This window comes from Anabaenopsis arnoldii (assembly GCF_028331025.1).
GTDB lineage: Bacteria > Cyanobacteriota > Cyanobacteriia > Cyanobacteriales > Nostocaceae > Anabaenopsis > Anabaenopsis arnoldii.
Genome location: NZ_JAQMUH010000053.1, coordinates 1 through 26,000, shown reverse-complemented (window position 1 = coordinate 26,000; position 26,000 = coordinate 1). Strand labels below are relative to the sequence as shown.

The 26,000-nt window shown below is 40.6% G+C and carries 19 protein-coding genes; 11 read left to right on the top strand and 8 right to left on the bottom strand.

Features of this window, described 5'->3' with window-relative positions:
• The coding region (locus tag PN457_RS04200; protein WP_334310747.1) for a type IIL restriction-modification enzyme MmeI at positions 1-792 on the bottom strand (792 nt) is incomplete at its 3' end.
• A 269-nt stretch (positions 793-1,061) separates the two neighbouring features.
• Entirely contained in the window at positions 1,062-2,444 is a 1,383-nt protein-coding gene (gene hemN / locus PN457_RS04195; protein WP_271731515.1) for an oxygen-independent coproporphyrinogen III oxidase, read from the bottom strand.
• A gap of 478 nt (positions 2,445-2,922) precedes the next feature.
• Between hemN and acsF the strand changes: the two genes are divergently transcribed.
• The 5 genes from acsF to PN457_RS04170 all read left to right on the top strand — a co-directional run bounded on the left by acsF (position 2,923) and on the right by PN457_RS04170 (position 10,488).
• Positions 2,923-3,999 (top strand): magnesium-protoporphyrin IX monomethyl ester (oxidative) cyclase, encoded by a 1,077-nt coding sequence (gene acsF, locus PN457_RS04190; protein ID WP_271731514.1) that lies wholly within the window; start codon positions 2,923-2,925, stop codon positions 3,997-3,999.
• Between the two features lie 99 nt (positions 4,000-4,098).
• A complete protein-coding gene (dapF, locus tag PN457_RS04185; RefSeq protein ID WP_271731513.1) occupies positions 4,099-4,938 on the top strand; it encodes a diaminopimelate epimerase in 840 nt (279 codons plus the stop codon).
• A gap of 293 nt (positions 4,939-5,231) precedes the next feature.
• A complete protein-coding gene (locus tag PN457_RS04180; RefSeq protein WP_271731512.1) occupies positions 5,232-7,598 on the top strand; it encodes an ATP-binding cassette domain-containing protein in 2,367 nt (788 codons plus the stop codon).
• 44 nt (positions 7,599-7,642) lie between these two features.
• Positions 7,643-8,824, top strand: coding sequence for a polysaccharide deacetylase family protein (locus PN457_RS04175; protein WP_271731511.1), 1,182 nt, complete (start codon positions 7,643-7,645; stop codon positions 8,822-8,824).
• An 83-nt stretch (positions 8,825-8,907) separates the two neighbouring features.
• A complete protein-coding gene (locus tag PN457_RS04170; protein WP_271731510.1) occupies positions 8,908-10,488 on the top strand; it encodes a protein kinase domain-containing protein in 1,581 nt (526 codons plus the stop codon).
• Between the two features lie 46 nt (positions 10,489-10,534).
• On the opposite strand, the gene ychF is transcribed toward PN457_RS04170, so the two are convergent.
• From ychF to PN457_RS04155, 3 genes are all read right to left on the bottom strand, one after another.
• Positions 10,535-11,626 (bottom strand): redox-regulated ATPase YchF, encoded by a 1,092-nt coding sequence (ychF, locus tag PN457_RS04165; protein WP_271731509.1) that lies wholly within the window; start codon positions 11,624-11,626, stop codon positions 10,535-10,537.
• 292 nt (positions 11,627-11,918) lie between these two features.
• A complete protein-coding gene (locus PN457_RS04160; protein ID WP_465248705.1) occupies positions 11,919-12,560 on the bottom strand; it encodes a HEPN domain-containing protein in 642 nt (213 codons plus the stop codon).
• Positions 12,561-12,574: 14 nt separating this feature from the next.
• Positions 12,575-13,795, bottom strand: a complete 1,221-nt coding sequence (locus PN457_RS04155) for a GmrSD restriction endonuclease domain-containing protein (RefSeq protein WP_271731507.1) — start codon at positions 13,793-13,795, stop codon at positions 12,575-12,577.
• A 108-nt stretch (positions 13,796-13,903) separates the two neighbouring features.
• On the opposite strand from PN457_RS04155, the gene PN457_RS04150 reads away from it, so the two are divergent.
• Positions 13,904-15,346 (top strand): aminotransferase class I/II-fold pyridoxal phosphate-dependent enzyme, encoded by a 1,443-nt coding sequence (locus tag PN457_RS04150; protein ID WP_271731506.1) that lies wholly within the window; start codon positions 13,904-13,906, stop codon positions 15,344-15,346.
• A gap of 223 nt (positions 15,347-15,569) precedes the next feature.
• Positions 15,570-16,577 (top strand): sodium:calcium antiporter, encoded by a 1,008-nt coding sequence (locus PN457_RS04145; protein ID WP_271731505.1) that lies wholly within the window; start codon positions 15,570-15,572, stop codon positions 16,575-16,577.
• Here PN457_RS04145 and PN457_RS04140 read toward each other — a convergent pair.
• Complete coding sequence (locus PN457_RS04140) at positions 16,541-19,591, bottom strand: MFS transporter (RefSeq protein ID WP_271731516.1); 3,051 nt, start codon at positions 19,589-19,591, stop codon at positions 16,541-16,543. The two genes, PN457_RS04145 and PN457_RS04140, sit on opposite strands and share 37 nt — an antisense overlap.
• Before the next feature lie 534 nt (positions 19,592-20,125).
• Here PN457_RS04140 and PN457_RS04135 point away from each other — a divergent pair.
• The 3 genes from PN457_RS04135 (at position 20,126) to PN457_RS04125 (ending at position 21,990) form a co-directional block, all read left to right on the top strand.
• Positions 20,126-20,779 (top strand): general stress protein, encoded by a 654-nt coding sequence (locus tag PN457_RS04135; RefSeq protein ID WP_271731504.1) that lies wholly within the window; start codon positions 20,126-20,128, stop codon positions 20,777-20,779.
• A gap of 121 nt (positions 20,780-20,900) precedes the next feature.
• Positions 20,901-21,362 (top strand): BON domain-containing protein, encoded by a 462-nt coding sequence (locus PN457_RS04130; protein ID WP_271731502.1) that lies wholly within the window; start codon positions 20,901-20,903, stop codon positions 21,360-21,362.
• Positions 21,363-21,567: 205 nt separating this feature from the next.
• Positions 21,568-21,990, top strand: a complete 423-nt coding sequence (locus PN457_RS04125; RefSeq protein WP_271731501.1) for a CAAD domain-containing protein — start codon at positions 21,568-21,570, stop codon at positions 21,988-21,990.
• A 45-nt stretch (positions 21,991-22,035) separates the two neighbouring features.
• On the opposite strand, the gene PN457_RS04120 is transcribed toward PN457_RS04125, so the two are convergent.
• Positions 22,036-23,616, bottom strand: coding sequence for a metallophosphoesterase family protein (locus tag PN457_RS04120; protein WP_271731499.1), 1,581 nt, complete (start codon positions 23,614-23,616; stop codon positions 22,036-22,038).
• Positions 23,617-23,622: 6 nt separating this feature from the next.
• A complete protein-coding gene (locus PN457_RS04115) occupies positions 23,623-24,600 on the bottom strand; it encodes a YegS/Rv2252/BmrU family lipid kinase (RefSeq protein ID WP_271731497.1) in 978 nt (325 codons plus the stop codon).
• Between the two features lie 239 nt (positions 24,601-24,839).
• Between PN457_RS04115 and hemC the strand changes: the two genes are divergently transcribed.
• Positions 24,840-25,811, top strand: a complete 972-nt coding sequence (hemC, locus tag PN457_RS04110; protein WP_271731496.1) for a hydroxymethylbilane synthase — start codon at positions 24,840-24,842, stop codon at positions 25,809-25,811.
• The last annotated feature ends 189 nt before the right edge of the window (positions 25,812-26,000 follow it).

The following is a 26,000-nucleotide window of genomic DNA, read 5'->3' as shown; positions in this document are numbered from 1 at the left end:
CACTGGTTCAATGTGGGAAAATAACCCGCCATTAAAATACTCTACGCCTTGATAACGTCCCGCTGGGGTTTTTCCCGGTCGGTTCATTTCGCGGAATAAGTTACCTAAAAGGTCGTAGGAACTTGCGCCATTAATACAGTCCTGAACGCAGGAAATAAACATATCCCTTGGTAATAGTTGTCTGTCTTCAGCAAACATAGCTAAGACGCATTGCAAAATAAACCTTTGTGCTGTTGGTTTGTCAATTTTCCGGTTTTCTAGTTCTAGGAGTAATTGACCCATGCGTCGGGCGGCTCTTTCTGTGACTTCTACCTGGTTGTTGTTGAATACGGGAGTTTTATTGCCAATTTCCATAAAGGTAAAGGCTCCCGCTCTTTCTGGTAGCTGCTCTAGGGATATTTGATCTACGGGTGTATCTAGCTGAATGTCAAAGTCAAATATCCAAAATTCATCGAAGTTACATAATATGACGTATTTGGGGCGTTGGGGTACTAATCTTGTCCAGTAATCAAATGCTTGGGAGTAATGTTTACTTAGGTCTTCGCCGCGTTTTTTCATTTCAATTAATACGCGGGGTTTCCACACTAGGTCAGCAAACCCGGTTTTACCTTTTTTACTCCCTTTTTTGATGGGTTCTTCAAATTTCGCCCCCGCGTCTAATGCTCCTTGGTGTCCAAAAGCTCGGAAAAATCGGTCTAAGAATGTTTGCGCTTCTTGTTTTTCTTGTCCTTTGATGTGTTGGTGACAAAAGTTGACGAATTTATTTAGGCTTTGGGGGGTTGCTGCTGTCATTTTTGGTGGAGATACCCTAGGTGGTGTGAGTAGTTACTATGTTATAGGTTATTCCACTTTGGGTAAGTTTAGCTCCCGGACTTTTCACATAATTAGAGATACCCCACCATAATTTAGCTAGAAGTCGGGGAGCTTTGGGGCGATCGCCTGTACGGTGTTTAAACGCAAAGGTCGCTAAGTACGCGCAAAGGTCGCAAAGGTTTTCCCTCCCCTGACAAGGGGAGGGTTAGGGTGGGGTAAAACAATATTCTATACATTAATCATCAATATCAAATTGCTCGGGAAAATCGCTGTTCTTTGGTTTGATGATAATTGTCAAATATAACAGCAATATTTCTGACTAATAACCTACCAATATCTGTCACCTCTATGTCTTTGTTTGATATGTTCACCAGTCCATCAGCTTGCAGTTGTGCTAAAGCCTCTAGTTCATGGGTAAAATATTCATCGAAACTGATGTGATGTTTGTCTTCTATATCTTGCTTATGCAGATGAAAGTGAGACATAATACACATGATTACATCCCTTCTGATGATATCATCTTGAGTAAGTTTAACACCTTTACTTATAGGTAAAATATCCGAGGCGATCGCCTGATAATAATTCTTTAACTGCTTGTGGTTCTGTACATAAGCATCATGGAGCATACTAATAGATGTAGCACCAAAGCCTAATAGTTCGGTTCCTGCGTGGGTGGTGTATCCCTGAAAGTTACGCTGGAGGGTACGATTTTGTTGGGCGATCGCTAGTTCATCATTTTGTTTAGCAAAATGATCCATACCAATAAAGAGATACTTACTATTTGTCAGTTCCTCAATGGTCATTTTGAGGATTTCTAACTTTTCCTGGGGTTGCGGTAATGCAGCTTGGGGAATATTTTTTTGTGCTGGTTTCATCCATGGTACATAGGCGAAGTTAAACACAACAATGCGGTTAGGATCTAATGCAATGGTTTTGCTGACTGTTTCCCGAAAGGTCTGGAGAGTTTGATGGGGTAAACCATAAATTAGGTCTACATTCACACTATCAAACTTGGCTGCTTTAATCCAATCCATGACATCAAACAGTAATGCTTCTGGTTGGAGACGATTCACAGCAATTTGTACTTGGGGGTTAAAGTCTTGAATACCAAAACTAATCCGGTTAAACCCCACCTCACGCAGAAAGAAAATATAGTCTTTATCGAGATAACTGGGATTAATTTCAATGGAAATTTCAGCTTGGGAATCAATATTAAAGTTATCTGTAATTTGTTTCCACAAAAATTTGACCTGTTCCTGATTTAAATAGTTGGGTGTACCACCACCCCAATGAATTTGCAGGACTTTTCTGTCTTGATCAATTAAGCGCGCCATGTTCTTGATTTCTCGCGCCAAATGTTCTATATAAGGTTTGGCAATATTCTTGTTTTGAGAAATTACTGTATTACAGCCACAAAAGTAACAAGCAGTCTGACAAAAGGGGATATGGAAGTATAAAGACAGGGGAGATTTTCGGTAGTTGGATGCGGTGATGGCGGTGCGAAAATCACCTGCAATAAATTCTGTATTTAACTCCGTAGCAGGTGGATAACTTGTATATCGGGGTGCAGGAGTATCATACTTTTGGATCATATTTAGATCAAATTTAACACCAGGCAAGACAAAAACCATCAAAACCTCCAAAAAACTGTAACCATCCCGCCTCATGTAGCGCGGCGGAAATCAAACTACTAATAAATTTCTCTGCTTTCGCTGTTATCTAGTCTAAAGAGTTTCCCCAATGCGTGATGTGTTGACTCCCACCAAATAGGCTAAACTGTAGAAATTAGCTGCGATTATCATTGGTGGTAGGCATCGCATTATTGTTCTCTCATAAAATAATTTAACTATTAATATTTGTATAGCTATAAACTTATTAATATTTCTTTAGATTTGGCTGGCTTTTACTGTACACATTTAGCATCTGACTACAGAGAAAGTTTGTTAATAAATAGTCTCTCGGTTCCCTGGATTACTGGATAAAATCAGAATTAGCAATTGGTAGTTAAGGTTATTTATCTAAAATTACTTTTCAATAATTTAACTGATGTGTCATTTTGATAATTTATGCTTATATAAATATGAAAAGATCAAACATGAAAGCAGTCTCATGGTTAAGTCTATTGAAACTCCCAACCCCAATTACACGAAACCAGGGATTAAAGCACCTGTTCAGGAAACTTTGTTAACGCCTCGCTTTTATACCACTAACTTTGAAGCGGTGGCTAATTTAGATATTTCCGCGCATGAGACTGAGTTGGAGGCCATTGTCGCCGAGTTGCGCGCTGACTATAACCGCCATCACTTCGTGCGCGATGAAGAGTTTCAGCAATCTTGGGAACACGTTGATGGAGAAAAACGCCGCGCTTTTATTGACTTTTTAGAGCGTTCATGTACTTCAGAGTTTTCGGGGTTTTTGCTGTTTAAAGAATTATCCCGCAGACTCAAAGCTAAAAATCCCCTCTTGGCTGATGCTTTTAATTATATGGCACGGGATGAAGCACGCCATGCGGGATTTCTCAATAAATCTATGGCAGATTTTAATCTGTCTCTAGACTTAAGTTATCTGACTAAACACCGTACATATACTTTTTTCCCTCCAGAATGGGTAATTTATACAGTCTACCTCTCGGAGAAAATTGGTTACTGGCGTTACATCTTAATCCACCGTCATATACAGGCAAATCCTGAATATCAATTTTATCCTCTATTCCGCAAGTTTGAAAGTTGGTGTCAGGATGAAAACCGTCATGGGGATTTCTTTAAAGCACTGTTGCGATCGCAACCAAAATTATGGAACAATTGGAAAGCACGATTGTGGGTGCGGTTCTTTTTGTTGACTGTATTTGTCACCCATACCATTACAGTATTTGAACGGGCTACATTTTATGAAGCCATTGGTATACACCCGCGCAAATACAATAATACAGTCATCCAGGAGACTAATAACACCTCAGCCAGGGCTTTTCCTATAATTTTAGATACTAATCACCCCGAATTTTTCTGGCGATTAGAACAGTGTTTCATCAACACCCAGAGACTGACGGAAATTAAGGAAAGTAATCGCCCTGGAATTATCAAGTTCTGGCAAAAAATCCCCCCCACTTTGGCGATTATTTCCCATATGTTGCGTCTTTACTTCATCAAACCCATTGATACTGAATCAACACGCGCCACAGTTAGTTAAATTTATTCATGGTAGGTAAAACCCCATCTTTTTGAGGTGGGGTATGTCGGCATTTTCGTTATAATTTCCTCTAGTCATTGATAATTTATTCTAGGGAAGATGGCAACAGAATTTACTAAGTATCATGGTTTGGGGAATGATTTTATTTTAATAGATAATCGCTTGTCATCTTTACCATTGTTGACTCCTGAACAAGCAGTTAAGTTATGCGATCGCCATTTTGGCATTGGTGCTGATGGTGTAATTTTTGCCTTACCAGGAGAAAGCGGTACTGATTATACTATGCGGATTTTTAATTCTGATGGTTCAGAACCGGAAATGTGTGGTAATGGTATTCGTTGTTTAGGCAGATTTTTAGCTGACTTAGAAGGGGAATCTAGAACCAAAGATTCATATCATATTCATACCCTAGCAGGTGTAATTACACCCCAACTCATGACTGATGGTCAAGTCAAGGTAGATATGGGTTTACCCCGGTTGCTAGCTGGGGAAATTCCCACAACCCTAGGGACTGCTCAGACAAAAGTGATTAATCAACCCTTAGAAGTAGCAGGTAAAACCTGGGAAGTTACCTGTGTAAGTATGGGGAATCCCCACTGTATCACCTTTGTGGAAGATGTCGCCGCCATTGACCTAGAAATTATTGGCCCTCAATTTGAACATCATCCAGCCTTTCCCCAACGGACAAACACGGAATTTATTCAAGTAGTCAGTCGCGACTATTTAAAAATGCGGGTGTGGGAAAGAGGAGCAGGTATTACATTAGCTTGTGGGACTGGTGCTTGTGCTTCCCTGGTAGCAGGGGTGTTAACCGGAAAATGCGATCGCACCGCCACCGTAGAATTACCTGGTGGTCCGTTGCAAATTGAATGGTCAGAAACCAACCAACGAATTTACATGACAGGACCTGCTCAACGAGTCTTTACCGGTCAAATTTGAACTTTATTCCCCGATAAATTCTGACCACACCGGAGGTTATCCCCCTCCGGTTTTGCTTTTTGTGACCTTGATTACACAACCTTGCTACCCATAAACATAAAAAATATGTCTTAAGATAGATGCAAGAAATTTTATACAATGTTACAGATATTATTGCTACTTAAGTATATTTAAGAACTCAAAGCGCTATCTACATATAAACAACCGTGATCAAAAACAAGACATTTAAACCTAGTTTTTGACTAATTAACCAATAACACAGTAACATTTATTACTTAGATCAATCCATTAGCATGACCCCAACCTCTAGACCCTATATTATTCTTACCAATCAGGGTCAAACACTCCCCAAATTTGAACTTACCCAAAGCCAACATATCATAGGCAGAGATCCCCAACTAGCAGACCTATTAGTACCCGCAGACTGGAAAGTAATTAGTCGCTGTCAAGCTACTTTAGTGGAAGTTGACGGAAATTACTACATTTATGATGGCGATCGCCTTCAACCAAGTAGTAATAAACTCTTTATAAAGAATCATTTAATCAGTCATAATTTAGGATATTCCCTACAAAACGGAGATATTATTAAAATAGGTCAAAATTTTAACATTTTAGTAACATTAGAATTTCATCACCCTAGCAGTAGTTCTCATCAGCAGAAAAGTTCATTTTTCTCATCCATCTCTCTCAAGGAAAAGTCAACCGTTGTGGGTAGAGACCCCGCAGCTAACCTACAAATTATCGCCCCCACCATTTCCCGTAGACACGCGGTGATTGAATATATCAGATCAGGGGAATATATCTTGTATGATTGCAGTACTAATGGCGTTTTTGTCAATGGTACAAAAGTCAATGGTAAAACTCATCTCACCTCTGGCGCAGTTATTAAAATTGTTCCTTATACTTTGGTCTTACAAGGGGATGAATTAGTCATCTCTGACACTGGTAATTATATTCGCATTGACGCTAAGAACATTTTTAGAGTTGTTAAAAATAAAAACTCGCAAAAAGTTTTACTCAATAAGATTTCTTTAGCCATAGAGCCAGGCCAACTAGTTGCTTTAGTTGGGGGAAGTGGAGCCGGTAAATCTACTTTAATGAAAACCTTACTGGGGATTCAACCTACAAACCAAGGCACAGTTTACATCAATGGAGAAAACCTCAGACAGAGCTTTAATATTTATCGCAATCAAATCGGTTATGTGCCTCAATCAGATATTATTCACAAGGAATTAACAGTTACAGAAGCCTTAAGATATGCAGCTAAACTCAGACTTCCCCCCGATACCGATCTAAATTCGATTATTCAAAAAACTCTCACTCAAATTGAAATGTTAGGCTGTCGGGATGTGTTAGTTAAAAACCTCAGCGGTGGACAATTAAAGCGAGTTTCCATCGGAGTAGAGTTATTAGTCGATCCCAAACTATTTTTTCTAGATGAACCCACATCAGGGTTAGACCCCGGTTTAGATAAAAAAATGATGCAACTGCTCAGAAAGTTAGCTAATCAAGGCAGAACCATCATTTTAGTTACCCATGCTACAAGTAATATTGATCTGTGTGACCGCATTGTATTTCTCGGTCAAGGTGGTAACCTCTGCTACTTTGGCTCATTTGAGGATGCCTGTGTATTTTTTGACTTAAATAACAAAGATTTCGCAGATATTTATATTCAGTTGGATAATCAAGAAATTGTCATGAGAACTGCGGAACTATTTAAGCAGTCACGGTATCAAACCCAATATATTGACCAACGCTTGGGTATGAGCAATTCCCACATCATCACAACCAAACCCCGCCAAGTTCAGGCCTCTTTAGTAGATCAAACCTGGATATTAGCCCAGAGATACCTACAGTTAGTGATTCGAGACCGAGTGAACTTAATTATCTCCCTAGTCACTGCACCCCTTGGTATTTTACTGATTAATTTAGCCATAGCAGATCAAGAACCCTTTATTCTCGCTAGTGAAGCTAACCCTAAACTAGCTCCCCTAGCTCAAACTGTAGTCTTGGTCTTTACTTGTGCTGCTATTTGGATAGGTTTAGGTACTTCTTTACAAGAAATTGTTAAAGAAAATGATATTTATTTAAGAGAGAGACTAGTTAATTTAAGCGCTTTTAGCTATTTAACCTCAAAAGTAGTAGTTCTTGCCGCAATAGCCTGTTTACAAACCATAATCATGGTCATTGCTATTCTCATCAGTTTTGCTGCGCCAGATTCTCTAACAGTTCCCTGGTTTTATGGCGTTTCCATTACCAGCTTTTTGACATTATTCTCCTGTTTCTGTCTAGGGCTAATGGTTTCCGCCGCTGTTAAAAACAGCACTCAGGCTAACAGTGCCCTAGTAGTATTACTACTACCGCAAATCATTTTCTCTGGAGTACTCTTTAAAACTGAAGCAATCAGTAAATACCTCGCCTGGTTAATGGTTAGTCGGTGGTCTGTGGGAGCTTATGGGTCTTTAGTGAATATTAATGCTTTAGTCCCAGAGCCTATTTTACTTCCTGATGGTACTAGCATCCCAGCACCATTTGCTATCACCGATGTCTATGAACCTAGTTGGGATAATATCAGTCTCAACTGGAAATTATTACTTGTGCATAGCTTAGTTTATCTGATAGTTACCTTGATCATTCAAAAAAAGAAGGACATCCTCTAATTAGACTTGAAAAATTACCCAATAACTACCAATGTTTTTTGATCATGCCAAATCATAAATATTTCGCAATAATCATCTTAATTAGCACAATTTTAGGGATAATCACCTCGTACTTTTTGTTGGATTATCAAAATAACAGACGAAATATATCAAATTCTGCTTTCAAACAGCATCCAGAACAGACCGAAGTTTCTACTTTAAGCCCATCTAAGCCTGATTCCACAGTTACTAAAAATTCGCAACCCCATGGTAATTCCTCACCTGAAGTGAGTTATGATAATTTAATTCTTCTCAAAGCTAAAGAAAATTTATATAAAGCTATTGAGGAGCTAAATACTATTAATAAAAATGTAGATCCACAGGAAGGTTTAAAAATTCTTAGCCAGGTGATTAATAATTTAGAACTATCTCAAAAAGTAATGAAATCAATACCTTCAAATACCACTATTTATAATGATGCTAATCAACAGCTATTAGTTTTACAAGAATATCAATTAGCAGCTAAAGCTTGGCAAAATTATTTTCAAACAACCATTCAAGATCAAAAAAAACCACATAAACCACTTATTGACCTATCTCTTAACAATAAGTCTACTTTTTTAGCAGCCATGAAAAGCCAATCTGTAGCCTTAACCTTCGATGATGGTCCAACAAAGGAATACACACCCAAAATACTAGCTATACTCAAAAAAAATCAAGTGAAAGCTACATTTTTTGTGGTTGGTAAACAAATTGCAGAAAATTGTGAGATTCTTAAAAATATTTATCAGGATGGACATGAAATTGCCAATCACAGCTATAGTCACCCTATATTTACTCAGATTTCCCCTGCTCAACAACATCAGGAGATTATTAGTAATGAACACAGTATTAACCAATGTCTGGGGATGGATTATCCCACTCAATGGTTTCGGGCTCCCTATGGACGTCAAAATACACAGGTATTAGAGATTGTTCATCAACTGGGACTAAATAGTATTCAATGGATAGTTGACACTAATGATTGGAGAAAAAGCAGTTCAGTTGCTTCTATTATTCGTGCTGTCACCAATGTGATTAACCCTGGTGTGATTTTGATGCACGATGGCTTTCTCACTAATCCCACCTTGATCCATCCCGATGAAAGCCCCCATCGTCAAAACACTGTTAACGCCATACAACCTATCATTAGCAAATTAAAAAGCCGAGGTTTCCATTTTGTTATTCTCAGTGAAGCTTTAAAATAAAAATCACAACCAAGATTATGTAAGTAACAAATTTAGTTGGCATTAAACAAAGCTCAGTTCCCACAATCAAATAGAAGTTATATATGCAGAACTTACTCCTTAATCGTTATGAAATCGTTAGTCCACTGGGTTCCGGTGGATTTGGTGAAACCTTCCTAGCTCGCGATACTCAAATTCCCTCCCAACGTTTGGTGGTGTTGAAGCGCCTTAAACCTGCTACCCAGAGTCATCATACCTCCACAGAAATGATTGAAAAACTCTTCGGTAAAGAAGCAGAAGTGCTAGAAGAACTCGGAAGCCATTGTTCTCAAATTCCTACTTTACTCAGCTACTTTGCGGATCAGGGTCAATTTTATTTAGTTCAAGAATATATTGAAGGTAAAAACCTGGCTCAAGTGGGAATCATTAGCTCAGAGCAAGCAGTCGCTATTCTCACCTCTTTACTTAATACCCTGAAATATATTCACAGCAAAAATATTATTCATCGAGATATTAAACCAGAAAATATTATCCTACGAGACAGCGATCGCTTACCCGTATTAATTGACTTTGGCGCAGTCAAAGAAACTATGGGAGCAGTCACCCTCGGGTCAGGTTCCACCATCAGTTCAGTCATAGTAGGAACTAGAGGCTTTATGGCTCCCGAACAGAGCGCCGGGCGAACAGTATTTAGTACAGACCTCTATGCTCTGGGACTAACAATGATTTATACCCTCACCGGAAAATTACCAATTGAGTTTGACACCAGTCAACTTACAGGGGAACTGGATTGGCATAGTCATGTACCCAATCTTGAACCTAAACTGGCCAAGGTGTTAGATAAATCTATCAAGCTAGATTTATCTAGTCGGTATCGAACAGCAGCAGAGATGTATCAAGACTTACATTTAGTAGAAAATAATACATCAATATTACCACCCAGCCATTTAAACACAGTCATCATATCACCAAAATCCGATACCCTTCCACAAACCCTGATCAATACAGAAGTAGAGAGTAAGCAAATACCGACTGAAAAAACAGCTAAGTTTTCCAATTTGAAGTTAAGAATGATCATCATAACTGTTGTGTTAACTGCTTTAGGATTAGGTGGCGGATTTTTTGTGACACGAGAAATTCTAGAAGCCCAACAAAATGCAGCTCAAGCCCAGCAGGAAAAACAAGAAGCAGAACAAAAACGCCTAGAAGCAGAACAAAGAGCCGCTCAAGCAGAGAGAGAAAAGCAAGAAGCAGAACAAAAACGCCTAGAAGCTGAGAAACAACAAGCTCAAGAACAGCGACAACGTTTAGCCGCAGAAGCTCGACAAGCTAGGGAAGAACGCCAACGTTTAGCCGCAGAAAGAAAACGGTTAGAATCTTTAGCCTCCACCTATGTCGCAAGTGTCAATACTGCAACTTCCAACACTACCATTAGGAATTCTAATTCTTCCCTAACACGGCGCTCAACTTGTGGTCATCCCTATGTTTCTGGCGCTGATTGGTGGGCTGTCAAAGGTCCGTCCAGTGCCTTGAGTACAGTCAAAAATAATTATTGTGGTGATGCGTTGATTGTCGGTAAAGAAACCCAAGCTGCCAGTTTTACCTCAGAAATGGACGCTCGGAGTTTCGCCAATAGCTTAAGTAATGAATCTGGCTATCAATTTTGGGTAACAAAAAGTCGTTAGTTTTTTCACATAGTCCCCGGTTATCAACCGGGGACACCACCCATAACTACACATTAAAGCGGAATAGCATTACATCCCCTTCTTGCACAATATATTCTTTACCTTCACTGCGCACCAAACCCTTTTCCTTCGCAGCATTCATAGAACCATGTGTAACTAAATCCTGATAAGCCACAGTTTCAGCGCGAATAAATCCCCGTTCAAAATCTGAGTGAATCACCCCAGCTGCTTGGGGTGCAGACATTCCCGCGTTAATTGTCCAAGCGCGGGTTTCCTTGGGACCCGAAGTAAAATAAGTCCGTAAACCCAAAAGAGTGTAAGTAGCACGAATCAAAGATTTTAACCCGCCTTCTTCCACACCTAAAGAGGCCAAAAAATCCGCCTTATCCTCTTCCGGTAATTCCACTAATTCCGCCTCTACTTGTGCGGAAACAATCACAACTTGAGCATTTTCACCAGCTGCAACTTGTCGAACCTGTTCCACAAATTCATTACCCGTGGCTAACTCATCCTCAGACACATTCGCCGCGTAAATAATTGGCTTGTTAGTCAGTAATTCTAATCCCTTAATTATCTCCTCTTCCTCTGCAGATAAACTGACCTGACGGACAGATTTACCCTCGTTTAAAGCAGCAGCTAATTTTTCTAAAACTGTGATTTCAACCTGTGCATCTTTGCTCGTACGTGCTAGTTTGCGCGTGCGCTCAATTCGCCGTTCAATTTGTGCTAAATCTGATAAACCCAGTTCTAAATTAATGATTTCCATATCTCGCACTGGGTCAATAGAACCGGCTACATGGATAATATCATCATTTTCAAAACACCGCACCACATGGACGATAGCATCAACTTGACGGATATGGGACAAAAATTGATTACCCAGCCCCTCTCCTTGACTTGCCCCTTTAACCAAGCCGGCGATATCGACAAACTCCACCCGCGCTGGTATAATCTGAACAGAACTAGCAATTTTAGCCAGAACATCTAAGCGCTCATCCGGGACTGAGACAACACCGACATTCGGTTCAATCGTGCAAAAAGGGAAGTTAGCTGCTTCTGCTTTGGCGTTAGCAACCACAGCATTAAATAACGTAGATTTTCCGACGTTGGGAAGTCCGACAATTCCGGCTCTTAGCATTTTGGATTTAAGATTTTGTGAACTACAAAGTTAATTTAAACAGGTTCTGGGATGGTTTGGGGGATTGCACCGGGAACAGTTTGTGTACTGGTACTGGTTCTAAGACCCAAATAGCAGTGGAATAAATCAGCTTAGGTGTAATTCCATTATTCGACCTTCCCGGGCTAAATGACAACCCAGAAAACCGAAATCTCCCAAAATGGCTATACTTTGTCATAGTAATTTCCACCTCATTAAGTGACCGTCAGAATCATCCCACCACAGATGATTATTTCCTGTGGCGTTGAATATTTCATTGCATTAATTTATTGATTAATTCATCTAATTTTAAAAGCTGCTCGGTAATCTGCTCTACCATGCTTAATTCATTTGCGGGGTCTGGTGGTTGAATAGTTCTGTATGATGTAGCAGAGGTATGCGCTACAATACCTCGTTCTCTACCAAATGTATTCATGTTAGCCAGCCAAGCAGGATCTAAGTCATCACTATCTATCCCTATGGGTAAGAGTAATGCTAAAATGTTAGCCTCTTTGACTCCATGATTATTATCAATAACCTTCTTAAAAGCCTTGATAGCCAAATCTATTTTCTTACTTATCTTAATTTTATCTAATGGAACTGTTTTATTCCCTTGTTTTGGTGTAAGTGTGTCTGGTGGTATCTCCATATTTTGACCTGAGAAGGCAATTAGACTGATCAAGGTCAAACAGGTTTTACCTCCGTTATTCCACATCTGTTTGGCATTTAGAGTAACTTCCCAAACTCTATCTTCAAGATAAGACTCAATTTCAGCATGGGCTAAAACTCTGTATGCAAGAGTTCTAGATAACTGCATTTCTGAATATGATCCTATGGGGCTAATCTTGGGGATAAAATGCCTTTTTAACCTCTTTAATTCTTTAATTAAACAACGGAACCTCGCGGATTTTGGCATATTTACAATCAAATCTACCTCAAACTGTTGAAGGAAATCCCATTGTTAGTAAATTCAGGTAGATTAAACTCTACATCTAAAACTTCTAATAATGTTTCACCCCATAACCTCAAACGATTGTAAGTTTCTCGCATATTCTTGGTGGTTCCCTCAACACCTGCCCTAAAGTCAGGAGATGATGAACATAATCTTTTAAATCCCTCCTCAACTTTTTCTTTATTTTTTTCAGCATTATCTCTTATTATTTCATCGGAAAAATAAAAAACCATCACATCTAAAATGGCTTTATTAAAACGTTTTCTATATGTGTTATCACTTTCTAACCACATTCGACAAAAGTTTTTTTCCTCAAATATCTTAATAGTTGTATACACGGCTTGTTCAAATTGATTAACTACATATTCAATATCATAATGTCTTTGTTCCCAATCTTGGTTAAATCTCTGACAAGTTTCATCTAAAAATGCTTTCAAATTCCCGCGATATTCTGATAGAAAATAATGGAAACCCACATAACGTAAGAGTAACTCGACATCACGCATCCGAAAATCAGGGTTGGGTGATTTAAATATTTTTTTCAGAGCCTGACTTTTAATTGACTGGTCATCGAGAAAATTGATAAACTCCCCAGGATGTAATGCTTGTCTGAGTTCTTGTGCTGATAAAGGAGTGCTTTGTACATTCAGTCTGCGAAAAATTTTATACAAAAAAGTTTCGCTCTCCACATTCCGCAGTACTATGGTACGAATAGTTTGGTTATCAAGCTCATCAAGCTCTTTGTTGAAAAAAAGATGATTTTTTAAATCTTCATACGTACTACCATTCATATCAGTTCTGAACTCTAAATTTTTTAACGCAAAAGCATTATTGGGTGTTTCACTGCTACCATAAAATTGCAGAATTGTTAGTAATCTTTGCTTACCATCAAGAACTATGAATTTACCCCGCTCTTTCTGGGCTGCTAATACTATTTGTGGTATAGGCAATCCCAAAATTAGTGATTCGATGAATCGGCTCTTACGAGTAATATCCCAAGCATCTCTTCTTTGGAATCTGGGGTTTAGCTGGATGTTTTCACGCACTATTTGATCAAATATTGTCGCCGTTGTCCAGTCAGTACGAGCTACAACAATTTTTTGGATTTCTTCTAATTTGGATTTATGATTGATACCCGATTCAGATTCAATTTCTTGATCTTCATCTTCTTCATAAAAATTTACTTCTTCTTCTGGCATAACTGTAATCTATATAGAAACTTAAATGAGCTAGTATAGCTGATTAATTAATTATATTTTACACATAAATTTTTAATATTAACTTCAAGTCCGCTCCTTTTCTCCCAAATGCAAAATCAACACCAAACCCCCTTGTTAGATGCCCTAAAGGCTTATACAACCCACGCTCACGCGCCTTTTTACACCCCAGGACATAAGCAAGGTATGGGCATTTCTCAACCCTTGGCTGACCTACTGGGTACAAAAGTCTTTCAGGCTGATTTAACAGAACTAGCAGATTTAGATAATTTGTTTGCACCCCAAGGGGTAATTCAAGCCGCCCAAGCACTAGCAGCAGAGGCTTTTGGCGCATCACAAACATGGTTTCTTGTCAATGGTTCAACCTGTGGAATTGAGGCGGCAATTTTGGCTACCTGTAGTCCTGGGGATAAAATTATCTTGCCGCGTAATGTGCATTCATCGGCTATTTCTGGGTTAATTCTCTCTGGTGCTATTCCAATTTTTGTTAATCCTGAATATGACCCAGTTTCAGATATTGCTCACAGTATCACACCCGCATCTGTGGAAGCTGCATTACAAAAGCATCCTGAGGCCAAAGCAGTTTTAGTAGTCTATCCCACATATTACGGTGTTTGTGGAGATTTGCAAGCGATCGCCCAAATCACCCACCAATATCATATCCCCTTACTCGTAGACGAGGCACACGGAGCGCACTTTGCCTTTCATCCCCAATTACCCACCCCCGCCTTAGCCGCCGGCGCAGATTTAACTGTACAATCTACTCATAAGGTACTCGGTGCCATGACACAAGCATCAATGTTACACATCCAAGGACACAGCATAGATATTCACCGAGTCAACAAAGCTTTACAACTTGTCCAGTCTACCAGTCCTAGTTATATCCTTTTAGCTTCCTTAGATGCTGCACGTCAACAAATGGCACTCCACGGAAAAGCCCTGATGTCTCGCACCCTGGAACTTGCAGATATAGCCAGAAGCAGAATCAGCACTATTGCCGGATTATCCATTTTACAACTCCCCAATTTAGACCAAACACGGCTAACTGTCAACGTTTCCGGCTTAGGTTTCACAGGATTTGCAGCCGAAACAATTCTGGATCAACAACTAGGTGTTACCCCTGAGTTGGCCTCATGGCAACATCTCACCTTTATTATTACTCTAGGGAACACCTTAGCTGATATTGAGCAATTGGTGCAAGGTTTCACCTCTCTAGAGAAGATGAACCACCATTGTCATCCCCCAAGCGGTAAGGCGTTGATTGTCGGCGATAATTTAACAACCGTTTCCCCCCGTGAAGCTTTTTTTGCTGCTAATGAAATTTTACCCTTAGCACAAACCAGCGATCGCATCTGCGCTGAAATTGTCTGTCCTTATCCCCCCGGAATCCCGGTTTTAATGCCAGGGGAATTGATTACTAAATCGGCATTAGAATATTTACAACAAGTTCAAGCCATGGGTGGACTAATCACTGGTTGCGCAGATCCCAGTCTGAAAAATTTAAAAGTTGTTAAAAATCAATGCGGAACCTAGACCGTTTGCGAAACCTCCCCCCTCAGGAGAAATACACAAAAGACACAAATCAAGAAATTTAAAAAATAGCATATGGGAGCAAAAATTGATATCATGTGCGTTAAATTACTTTGAAAATTGATGTCATGTGCGTTAAATTACTTTTAATGCTGACAAAACCCCAAGGATAGCCTTGACGGGACTATACTTTGTTTAATCCCCATTCTCTCATTCACTACTTCTTATGTTTCTTTTTATTCAAGTTCTTGTGTGTGTCCTGTTGGTGATTGCTGTAGGTATGCGGCTTTCCCAAAGCGCTGATGTTGTAGCTGAGAAAACAGGCTTGGGGCGTACCTGGGTTGGTGGTCTACTTTTGGCCGGTGTCACATCATTACCAGAATTGGCTACAGGAGTCAGTGCAGTAACGGTATTAGACGCTCCAGATTTAGCAGTCGGGGGTATTTTGGGTAGTTGTCTGTTCAATTTAATGGTTTTGGGAATACTCGATCTTGTCAGCGGACGGGAGCCATTACTTAAACGCGCACCAGTGGGTCTGGGTTTGTCCGCTAGTTTAGGTTGTGCGATGTTGGGGTTAACTGCTGCGGGAATGCTATTAACTAACAAAGGAATTCATCTGGCTTTCGGATGGGTTGGTATTCCCAGTTTGTTATTAATCCTACTTTATGTAGTCAGCGCCCGGATCATGACACAGTTTGAAATCAGGCGAATGGCTGCGGCTATCTTGGAAGTGGAACCAGAAGCTGCTCAATACCAACATATTAAACGTGGACGAGCTTATCTGAATTTTACCTTACTGGCTCTAGCTACCGTACTTTTAGGTGTGTGGCTGGCGTATTTGGGGGATGAGATAGCAACAACCACTGGATTGGGACAAAGCTTTATAGGCTCCTTGTTACTAGCTGCGGCCACATCACTACCGGAAGTGGTGGTATCCCTGGAAGCAATTCGCATGAATGCAGTAGAAATGGCAGTTTCTAATATTTTCGGCTCTAATCTCTGGAATTTAGCGATTCTGGGAATTTACGATGTGGCGTACCTCAAAGGTGATTTGTGGTTGCAAATTAGTGATGTGCATCTGTTTACTGCGATCATTTCCATGATCATGACTTCCGTCGCCATTGTTGGACTAATCTATCATGCGGTCAGTCGCTCCCGGATGTATGTAACTTGGGATGGACTGACTCTGATCGCTCTCTACATTGGTGGGATGTATATCATATACCGCAATTGAGTGGCCATGGCTCCGGCGATCGCACTGGCGAACAGAGAAGTCAACGCCGTACCAAATAGCCACCAAGCTGCATTAGCCACAATTCTCTTGGTTTCTTCAGCTTGAATTTGTGCCTGTTCTTGAATTGCTTGGAGGCGTTTTTTGGTTTCTTCCTGGAGGCGTTCAACTCTATGCAATATACTATCCCGCGCCGCTTCTATTTGGTTAATAATGCGGTTAGCATCCTCCGGGGAAATATCCTCACGAGAACTGAGAATAGCTACCAAGGTATCACGATTAAATTGATTCAGGCGATCGCGCAAAGCCTCAAATCCAGCTTGGGGATCATCGAATAATTTAGCAAAGTCTTGCTGAATGCTCTCATAGTTTAGTTCTGGACGCTCCAAGGAGTTGAGATAATCGCGAATTTTGGCAAAAACTCCCTCAATTACCGATTCTACCCTTTCCTGAACCTGCTGCCATTGCTGCACAACTGAATCACGCACCGACTCAATTTGATCCACGATGCGGTTAGCTTCCTCTTGGGAAATATCCTCCCTTTGAGATAATAAAGCCACAATTGTGGAACGGTCAAATCGCCCCAGGCGATCGCCTAAATTAGCCAATCCCACTTGTGGATCTCGCAGCAATAATTGCACATCACGTTTAATGCTTTCTGGGTTGAGTTCCTCTTTATCAGTGTGACGCAAATAATTTTCTAGATGAGCTTCAAAATCCCTAACTCTTTGAGCCGCACGACTAGTATAGCGTCGTGGTGTTCTAATTATACTATTAATCCCCAACTTTATCTGATCAATGATCTGATTAACTTGCCCTGGGGTCAAATCTTGACGTTGACTCAGGAGTTTTACCAATGTATCACGGTCAACCGATAGGCGATGGCGGAATGCTAAAGCACCCTCCCGCGGGTCAGCGAGTAATGTTTCCAAATCTCTCCTCATACCTTCTGGGTTGAGTGTTTCCAAGTTAGTATTGCGCAGATATTCGCTCAATTTATTGATTGTTGTTTGCGGTACTTGTAAAATGCGCTCAACTACTGCTTGGATTTCCTCAAAGGTTTGGTTAACCTCCTCCTCGCTTAAATCTTCTCTTTGACTCAGTAACTTTACCACTGTATCCCGGTTAAAATGGGATAGGCGATTGCGGATTAAATTAATTCCTACTTCCGGTTGTTCTACTAAAGCGGCAAAATCACGTTTAATACCTTCAGGATTTAATTCTGCTTTGTTGGTATTCCGCAGATAGTCTTCTATTCTTTGCCATAATTCATTGGCCGTTGCTCTTTCTTGATTCGAGACGCGATCGCAGATACTTTCTAATTGACCGACAATCTGATCAGCTTCTGCTGTACTCAAATCTTGACGATGTAAAAGCAATTGCACAAAAGCATCACGGTCAAATGCTTGTAAGCCAATATCTAAATCTGTAAAATCTTCTAATAAATTGCTCACATCCCGCTCAATAGCATCTGGACTCAGTTCTGCTTTACCTGTAGAACGCAAATAATTTTCTATCCGTAAGCGCAGTTCGTCACCTTTTTCCCGGACTTCCGCCTGTTGAACAATTTCTAAAACTTCCTCCCGAATACTTTCCATCTGCTGACTAATTTCCGTCACCCTACCCTCGCTGATATCACCCCGCTGTTTGAGCCAGTTTCTAAAATCCTCTTGATTGATTTGGCTTAATTCCCAGCGCGTGGTGGTAGGATCTGCCTGTGGATCATAGATCACTTCTTGAAATTCATCTCTGATTGTCGTGCGGTTAAAATGCCAAGGTAAACAATTGAGAATGTAGTCTTCTACATCCGCTTTGATACTATTGTAGGTTGGCTGTGGTAATCTTGCAGTTATTTTACTTTGTAACTGTGCGCTAATTTTTTCCACATCTATATCTTCAACTTTGTCTCTGAGCTTTTGTATTTGAGTGGTAATTTTTTCTAGATCAATATCAGAAAAGTCTACCCGTTCTAATACTGCTGGTATAGCACTACTCAAACCATATTTTATCCCTTCTTGAATCCAAGCATTGCGACCATTACCATTTTCTCTAACTCCCACCAATTTCTCAAGACGTTCACCTAATTTTTCAGATTTCAACTCTTCGGGTGTAGCAGATTTAATTAAATTAATCACTTGCTCCGTAGGACTTTGAGGAGCAACAACTTGTTTCCAAGCCTGTTCTAGTTGGTCAGCAATTTGATTAATTTCTTTTTTGGATAAATTTGTCTGACTGCTAATTAAATCCACAAATGTTTGGCGATTTATTTTTTCTGCTAAATCACCCCCACCAATAGATGATAAATCTACATCGCCCAGTATCCGCTCAAACTGTTGGCGAATATCGGCTAAATCTAGTTGTGGTATTTGCAGAGCTTTTAAGGAACCTTGTAGAGTATTCTTAATACTTTCAGCATCTAAACCCGAAGTTAATTCCCGCCGGACTGTATCTATAATTTCTTCAGCAGTAGAAACCGCTGGTTTTTTCGCCACATTAGCCCTAACTGTACCGAGTATAGCCTGTAATCCTGCATTTGTAGTATTTATAAAGGAGCTAATCAAAGAACCCAGGGTTGATGAACCCAGCCAAACCACTAAGGAAAAGTAGGTAGACCAGATAACTACACCCATAATTGCTCCTAGGAGCATACTTTCAATTAAGCTCAGTTTGACTGCTAGAAAACAAGCCATAAATAATGCAATACTGGCGCTGATTAATCCCCAAAATCCCACCTTCTTTTCAATTTTGCGAATCGTACCGCCCCAGGTACTCGACTCACCACCAGCAGCGGAATCACTTCCTAAAGATAAAATTCCTACCGCTAGAGAAAAATTTGTCAGTAAAAATTGGAAGGCCAAAGCCATTAAGGTACCAGCTAATAGTGCGACTATCAACTTCGGACCAGAAAACAGTAATGATACTTGTTCTGGAGTTAAACTTTCTGAAGTTCCATTTCTGGGTGCTATCTCCATAGGTAGCCAAACCCACTTCAAAATGGTTCCCACACTTTGAAACATAATCATAAGATTTTCCTAGTCCTACTGAATGCAATAACCATTTCTCACATTTTAAATATTCATTTATCTATAACTCCACTTTCTTAGGTCATAAACCCCTGTTCCCAAAGTCATATTTTTTATAATTCTATTTAACTATTATTGATTAATTGCCTACCCAAATAGAAGGTAAAAGCCATAATTTAAATCTCCACAATAATTCATATACTGTTTTGCGGATATCAATACTTATGTCTAATGAAAGAGATCGCAATTATGTCAAGGGATTGATGGAAATCCTCAATAAAAATGTGTAAATAGAAGGTGTTGATAGCATTTTTATATAGAAGGATGCAGTTTAATACAGCACTTTTCAACTAAATGAAGTACACATCTTAAGATCATAACTCCTCTAGGATGGGTATGGATCCCCGCCCTTGTGTACGTCAATCAAATCAAATGCGCTGTAATTTACCAGATACAATTAACTGGCTAAGTTAAGGTACAGAATTGGCAAGAATTTAAACGATATCAATAAAGATGAGGTTTGTTAAAATGGTAGTTAACGTACATAGACGAGCTGTAGGTACTTTTTCTAACCGTAGAGATGTTGAAAAAGCATTGCATGAATTGAAAAGTTCCGGCTTTTCCATGGAGGGAGTTTCTGTTATCGCCAAAGATGCAGAACACAGAGGTGATATTGCTGGTACTCCAACCAGAGAACAGGTAGGTAATAAAGCCGATGAAGGTGCTGCAGCTGGAGCAATTTCTGGCGGCGCTTTGGGCGGTATTACTGGTTTATTAGTCGGTCTGGGAACTTTAGCAATTCCAGGAATTGGGCCGATTATGCTCGCGGGTGCAACAGCAACAACTTTGGCGACAACTCTAGCAGGCGCTGGTATAGGTGCTGCTGCTGGTGGTCTAATAGGTGCCTTAATCGGCTTAGGAATTCCCGAAGAACGGGCTAGAGTTTATCAGCAGCGGGTTGAACAAGGACATTATTTAGTGATTATAGAAGGCACAGACGCAGAAATTGCCACAGCAGAAGCAATTTTTAACCGCTACGGTGTTCAAGATTTTGGTGTTTATGACTACCCCAATGACGGTAGAGAACATAGACATCAGACTACACCAGTTGTACAAACAGTTCCTAGCGATCGCCATGAACCGACAGTAGTGATTGTAGACCGTCGTGATGAAAAACTTTAATCTAAACTGACAACACTTTCATTTTATTTATTGGAACTAGGAAGAGCGCCAGAGAATGCTTGCTACTCCTAAAAACGCCAATATATTTTCACAATTTCAATTTGTGAGGAAGAGTTACAAAATGCAAAAGCTCACTCCTTTTTTAATTAGTTGCGTTGTATTATTGGGTGCGGTTGCTTGTGAAGATGTGGCGAGAACCGATAGGACTGCTCCCGCTCCCGGTGAAGTTGTAGAAGCACCAACCCCAGAAGAAAGACAAGCCTCACTTGAAGATTCTCAAAGCGAAATCCGCAGAAGACAACTAGATGCTGATATTCGCGCCCGTGAAGAGCGAACTGATGCTTTAGCCGATGATACTACCGACAGAACTCCAGAAGACTTAGCCAGTGAAGTTCGTTCTAAATTAGAAGCGAATATACCTGATGGCCGATTAACAGTTCAGGCTACAGAACAAGGTACAGTCATTGTCTCAGGAACTGTAAATAATCAGGCGCAGTTATCTAAAATTGAACCATTAGCCCAAGAAATTAACGGTGTTAATGATGTGATTGTTAATGCAGTTGTTGCGCCGCCACGGGGATAAATTGGTGGAATTAAAGCTTAGTTACTAGGAAAAACTAAATAATTCCAGGGTAGTGAGGGAATCTAACCCTCATTACTGGCAAATCCAGATAATTATACATTACCCTATTAATTAAAAATTTTCACCCAGATCACAAACCCGATTGTGATCTGTATTAATATCCAGTAATTTAAAAGAAATGCTGTAACTACCAACATCAAAAACTATGGAAACTGAACAAAAGGAACTCGAAGCAGTTATCGCACCTAATGGAATACTACCACCTTCTAGGGATGCAAACTTAGCAAAGCTAACGCCAGCTTATGAACCCCAAGCTCAATGGCAACAAGTTGCTAGAAGCACAACTGACTTTTTAGGAGAATTTCCTGAATATGTAAGTAGCTTTTTTTATAAAAATCAGCGCTCTTTAAGCAACTTAGCTTTAATTATTACAGCAGTGATTACACTTAAATTAGTAATAGCTGTAGTAAGTGCCATAAATGATGTTCCCCTACTAGCACCATTTTTTGAGTTGATTGGTCTTACTTACTTTACTTGGTTTAGTTGGCGATATCTAGCTAAATCTGAAACTCGCCAAGAATTAACTCAGAAAATTCGATTGTGGAAACAAGAAGTTTTGGGTGAGTAATTTTCTCAACCATAGAAATAACCTCACCCCAACCCCTCTCCTGACTCAGAAGAGGGGAGTATTTCCCAGAGTAAAAGATTTGATTTCGGAATTATGCCATTGCCTTTGATGCCATTCCGCGACCAAGGGACGGAGAATAAATTGAGGATGCTCATCCCCTGTAACGTCAATGCGTAAACTGGAATAAGGTCGTCTCTTTTGAGAACCGTAACCATGACGACCGATGAATAAATGCGATCGCGCCACTAATTTACTGCTATCTCCCACAGTTTCTCTTAAATCCGGGCCTTCAGTTCTTTGGCGACGCAGACTATACCCACTACCGCCACAGACAACCCAGTGAATATTAGCGTCAGCGTGTCCTGTATCCAAAGTTTGCAGATGTTCTAAGCAATGAGCATGACCATTTAAGACTAAATCCACTAGGGGTCGTCCCTGTGTCAAATAACCTACTTCTGCCGCCACCGCATCCAGTACACCGCGTAGGCGATGGCGAATGGCTAAAGTTTGCGCTTGTTGCCATTTTGTCGCTTCAGTCACATAAGGCGGATGGTGAAAATAAAGGACTCTTCCCCGTATATCTGCCGTATTCCAAGATTTAATTAGTCTTTTTTTTAACCATTCCAATTGTTCGATATCAGTCACGGTTGTTTTATCGGTGTTTAATTGCTTGTCAATATCAACAATCAGTTCCTCAATTTGTGATATTTGACCTTGTAAGTCATCCAGTTTCTCCGCTGCGCTGGGATGCTCAGGATTTAGCTTGGCTGAAGTTTCCATGATTTGCAGCTTTTCGTGCTCAAAATCCTGACGGCGTTTTTCTAACAGTCTACGCTGTTCTATTCCGGCGCGTGTTTCAGGTATTGCCGCTGGTTCATTAAATGTATTAGAATCAAGGGCAAAAAAGTCAATTCCCCCGTAGCAAAACGTATAATACCGATTTGGTAACCGGGTAAAGCGCCCCGCTTGGTAATTCAGACAGCGCCCTGTATCTGTCTGAGCCGTATAGTAATTATCTAAGTGTTTTCCTAACTGACCGGGAACCTGAAAAGCTTGGAGATAATCTAAAAATGCCTTTGCATAAGCCCTACCCTTCCCAGAACCATGTAAGCCTACATCCAGTGCTAATTGCGATGGTAATAAACGCCGAATGGGTAAAGTGGTGAGGGAAAGTAAACTTAATATCGGTGGTAAGTCATAGTAATCATGATTTCCCGGTACTGGGAACACAGGAAAATTAAAAACCATCTGGTCATAAGCAATTTTTTCTGGATGTTCTCCACCCACCAGAAATTCTCGGTAAGGTCGGATAAAGTTCTGCTGGTAATATTCACTTGAACCCACTAAATAAATTACATCACCCGTGTGTAAGATAAAACTGCATTCCGGGCGATGGGGTAGAATTTGTTCTGCAACCCGTCGCTGCGGATGATGTCCCCTGTGACTACCAGTCCCACTGTCACCCACGACCAAAAAAGAAAACTCCGGATTATCTGGGTGGTTGTTCCCCAAAACTAGCCGAGTTTGGTCAATCCCGCGCTGTAAAATTAACGGGTCTTGCCATTTGACTCTTTGCTGCATCTTGCTAATTTTTTTAGCCGTCGCTGGATCAAAAACGAGTTTCAATACAACCTACTCCTGAATTTTACTACTATCTTTGCTGTGAATTGTTAAATTAGGAAGTCCCTCTAGTTTTTCCACCGGGCTAACTGCTTGGTCAAAAGGGACAAAAATTTTCAAGCCTGCTGGTACACAATGAACTTCAATGGGAGTTGTACCAATGATTTCACCATCTAAAACTACCTTTTGGGGCGGTAAGGCGTTAATTTTGAATCGGTTTCCCCGCAGGTAGCCGATATCATCTCGCTCTACTGGGCTACCACTGGAAGCCGTTTGTAATAAATGAAATGTCGCGGCGATCGCTCCTGCTTTACTTTCCGGAGCCACTATGGTTAAATCTAGCAGTCCATCATCATAAATTATACCTGCTGGACCATGAGCTAAAACTGAACTAGGAGGAGCAGCATTGGCTACTGTTACAGCTGATGCAGTGGTTCTGATCACTTTATCATCAGTCTCAATTTCAACTTCAAAGCTCTGTAAATTACGCAGTTGTTGTACTCCGGCTAAAATATAAGCCATAATCCCCAGGCGTTTTTTAGCTTCTGGACCTGTCATTTCTACAGTATCGGCTTCAAAGCCGACACCTGCCAGTAGTACCATAGGCTTACCGTTACAATAAGCTGTATCTACATATCGAGTCCCCGCCTGCAAAATTGTCTGACAAGCAGCGTCAATGGTGTCAGGTATTTTTAATGCCGCAGCGAAAGCGTTGGCTGTTCCCCTAGAAATAATCCCCAAGGGAATATCAGTACCCACTATAGCAGTAGCAGCCGCCGACAAAGTGCCATCCCCCCCTGCCACGATAATTGCTTGTGCACCCTGTTTAACAGCTAGTTCAGCTAATTTGTCAGCACCAAGTTCTGCTGTTGTGTAATAAATATTCAAGTCAATTTCTGGCTCTAATAATGCCCGAATCATCGCCAGTTCTTGCTCTGGGTCTCCTTGACCCGCCACTGGATTAAAGATAAGGCAAGCGGAACGGTTCATGGGTAGAAAACTTCAGTTTCATAAAATTAAGTTATCAAATTATCGGGCTGTCTGTCCTCTACCCGTGAAGTTGGGTTGTAGCCGGGAAATGTTAACTAATTCAGCAAAATGTAAAAAAATGTAAAAAAAACCGCATAAAGTTTACCTGAATTTAGACAATAACAATCCGGAGACTTACCCACTGCGGTAATCTAGATGAGAATAACTTGATCGCCTGGTTTTAAGATACTGTTTTATTTATGACTTCAGTTGTTTCCAGTCCTGCACGCACCATCCGCATTGGTTCTCGTAAAAGTCAACTCGCCCTAGTTCAGACCGACTGGGTAAGAGAACAACTTCAGAAAAGCTTTCCTGATATCACTTTTGAAGTCCATACCATGTCTACCCAAGGCGACAAAATCTTGGATGTAGCATTAGCTAAAATTGGCGATAAGGGACTATTTACTAAAGAGTTAGAAGTGGGAATGCTCAGTCAGGAGATTGACTTTGCAGTTCATTCCCTCAAGGATCTACCCACTAATTTACCAGAAGGGTTAACCCTGGCAGTGATTACAGAGCGGGAAAACCCCGCAGATGCCCTCGTGGTACATGAGAAGTATCAGGATAAGCAAATTGAAACCTTGCCAGCAGGTGCAGTTATTGGCACATCTTCCTTAAGACGACTCGCACAGTTACGCCACAAATTCCCCCATTTCACTTTTAAGGATGTCCGGGGAAATTTAAATACACGCATGGCTAAACTGGATGCGGGGGAATATGATGCCCTAATTTTGGCAGCGGCGGGATTACAGCGCCTGGGAATGAGCGATCGCATTCATCAAATTCTCCCCCCAGAAATTTCCCTCCATGCAGTAGGACAAGGTGCTTTAGGGATAGAATGCCGTGCAGATGACCAGGAAATCATCACCATCCTCAAAGCCATTGAACACCCTCAAACCCGCGATCGCTGTCTCGCCGAAAGAGCATTTTTGCGGGTGCTCGAAGGCGGTTGTCAAGTACCTATAGGTGTAAATACAGAGATAAATAGTGATGAATTAACACTAACGGGCATAGTTGCCAGTGTGGATGGTCAAAAACTGGTAAAAGACACTGTGACAGGTGCTGCTAAGGATGCTGAAAACCTAGGCGCAGAACTAGCACAACTGCTACGCCAACAAGGTGCACAGGAAATCCTAGAGGAAATATTTACCGAAATTCAACGGGGTTCCTGAGATATTGGGTCAGCAGATGTGATTAGATCAGTACTAGAGCTAGTCCTAAGCTGACTATTTTATAGACAAAACTATACTTATGTTGACAAGAATTGACATAAGTGAGTTAAGAAAATCGCCCACTTGATATATAATCCTACGATATCAAGTATTGAATTAAGACTATTGCCAACGCGAAAACCAAGCAAT

Bases quoted from the DNA above. Each gene is read 5' to 3' on its own strand.
- hemN (WP_271731515.1), bottom strand. From the start codon at position 2,444: ATGGTTTTTGTCTTGCCTGGTGTTAAATTTGATCTAAATATGATCCAA.
- acsF (WP_271731514.1), top strand. From the start codon at position 2,923: ATGGTTAAGTCTATTGAAACTCCCAACCCCAATTACACGAAACCAGGG.
- dapF (WP_271731513.1), top strand. From the start codon at position 4,099: ATGGCAACAGAATTTACTAAGTATCATGGTTTGGGGAATGATTTTATT.
- PN457_RS04180 (WP_271731512.1), top strand. From the start codon at position 5,232: ATGACCCCAACCTCTAGACCCTATATTATTCTTACCAATCAGGGTCAA.
- PN457_RS04175 (WP_271731511.1), top strand. From the start codon at position 7,643: ATGCCAAATCATAAATATTTCGCAATAATCATCTTAATTAGCACAATT.
- PN457_RS04170 (WP_271731510.1), top strand. From the start codon at position 8,908: ATGCAGAACTTACTCCTTAATCGTTATGAAATCGTTAGTCCACTGGGT.
- ychF (WP_271731509.1), bottom strand. From the start codon at position 11,626: ATGCTAAGAGCCGGAATTGTCGGACTTCCCAACGTCGGAAAATCTACG.
- PN457_RS04160 (WP_465248705.1), bottom strand. From the start codon at position 12,560: ATGCCAAAATCCGCGAGGTTCCGTTGTTTAATTAAAGAATTAAAGAGG.
- PN457_RS04155 (WP_271731507.1), bottom strand. From the start codon at position 13,795: ATGCCAGAAGAAGAAGTAAATTTTTATGAAGAAGATGAAGATCAAGAA.
- PN457_RS04150 (WP_271731506.1), top strand. From the start codon at position 13,904: ATGCAAAATCAACACCAAACCCCCTTGTTAGATGCCCTAAAGGCTTAT.
- PN457_RS04145 (WP_271731505.1), top strand. From the start codon at position 15,570: ATGTTTCTTTTTATTCAAGTTCTTGTGTGTGTCCTGTTGGTGATTGCT.
- PN457_RS04140 (WP_271731516.1), bottom strand. From the start codon at position 19,591: ATGTTTCAAAGTGTGGGAACCATTTTGAAGTGGGTTTGGCTACCTATG.
- PN457_RS04135 (WP_271731504.1), top strand. From the start codon at position 20,126: ATGGTAGTTAACGTACATAGACGAGCTGTAGGTACTTTTTCTAACCGT.
- PN457_RS04130 (WP_271731502.1), top strand. From the start codon at position 20,901: ATGCAAAAGCTCACTCCTTTTTTAATTAGTTGCGTTGTATTATTGGGT.
- PN457_RS04125 (WP_271731501.1), top strand. From the start codon at position 21,568: ATGGAAACTGAACAAAAGGAACTCGAAGCAGTTATCGCACCTAATGGA.
- PN457_RS04115 (WP_271731497.1), bottom strand. From the start codon at position 24,600: ATGAACCGTTCCGCTTGCCTTATCTTTAATCCAGTGGCGGGTCAAGGA.
- hemC (WP_271731496.1), top strand. From the start codon at position 24,840: ATGACTTCAGTTGTTTCCAGTCCTGCACGCACCATCCGCATTGGTTCT.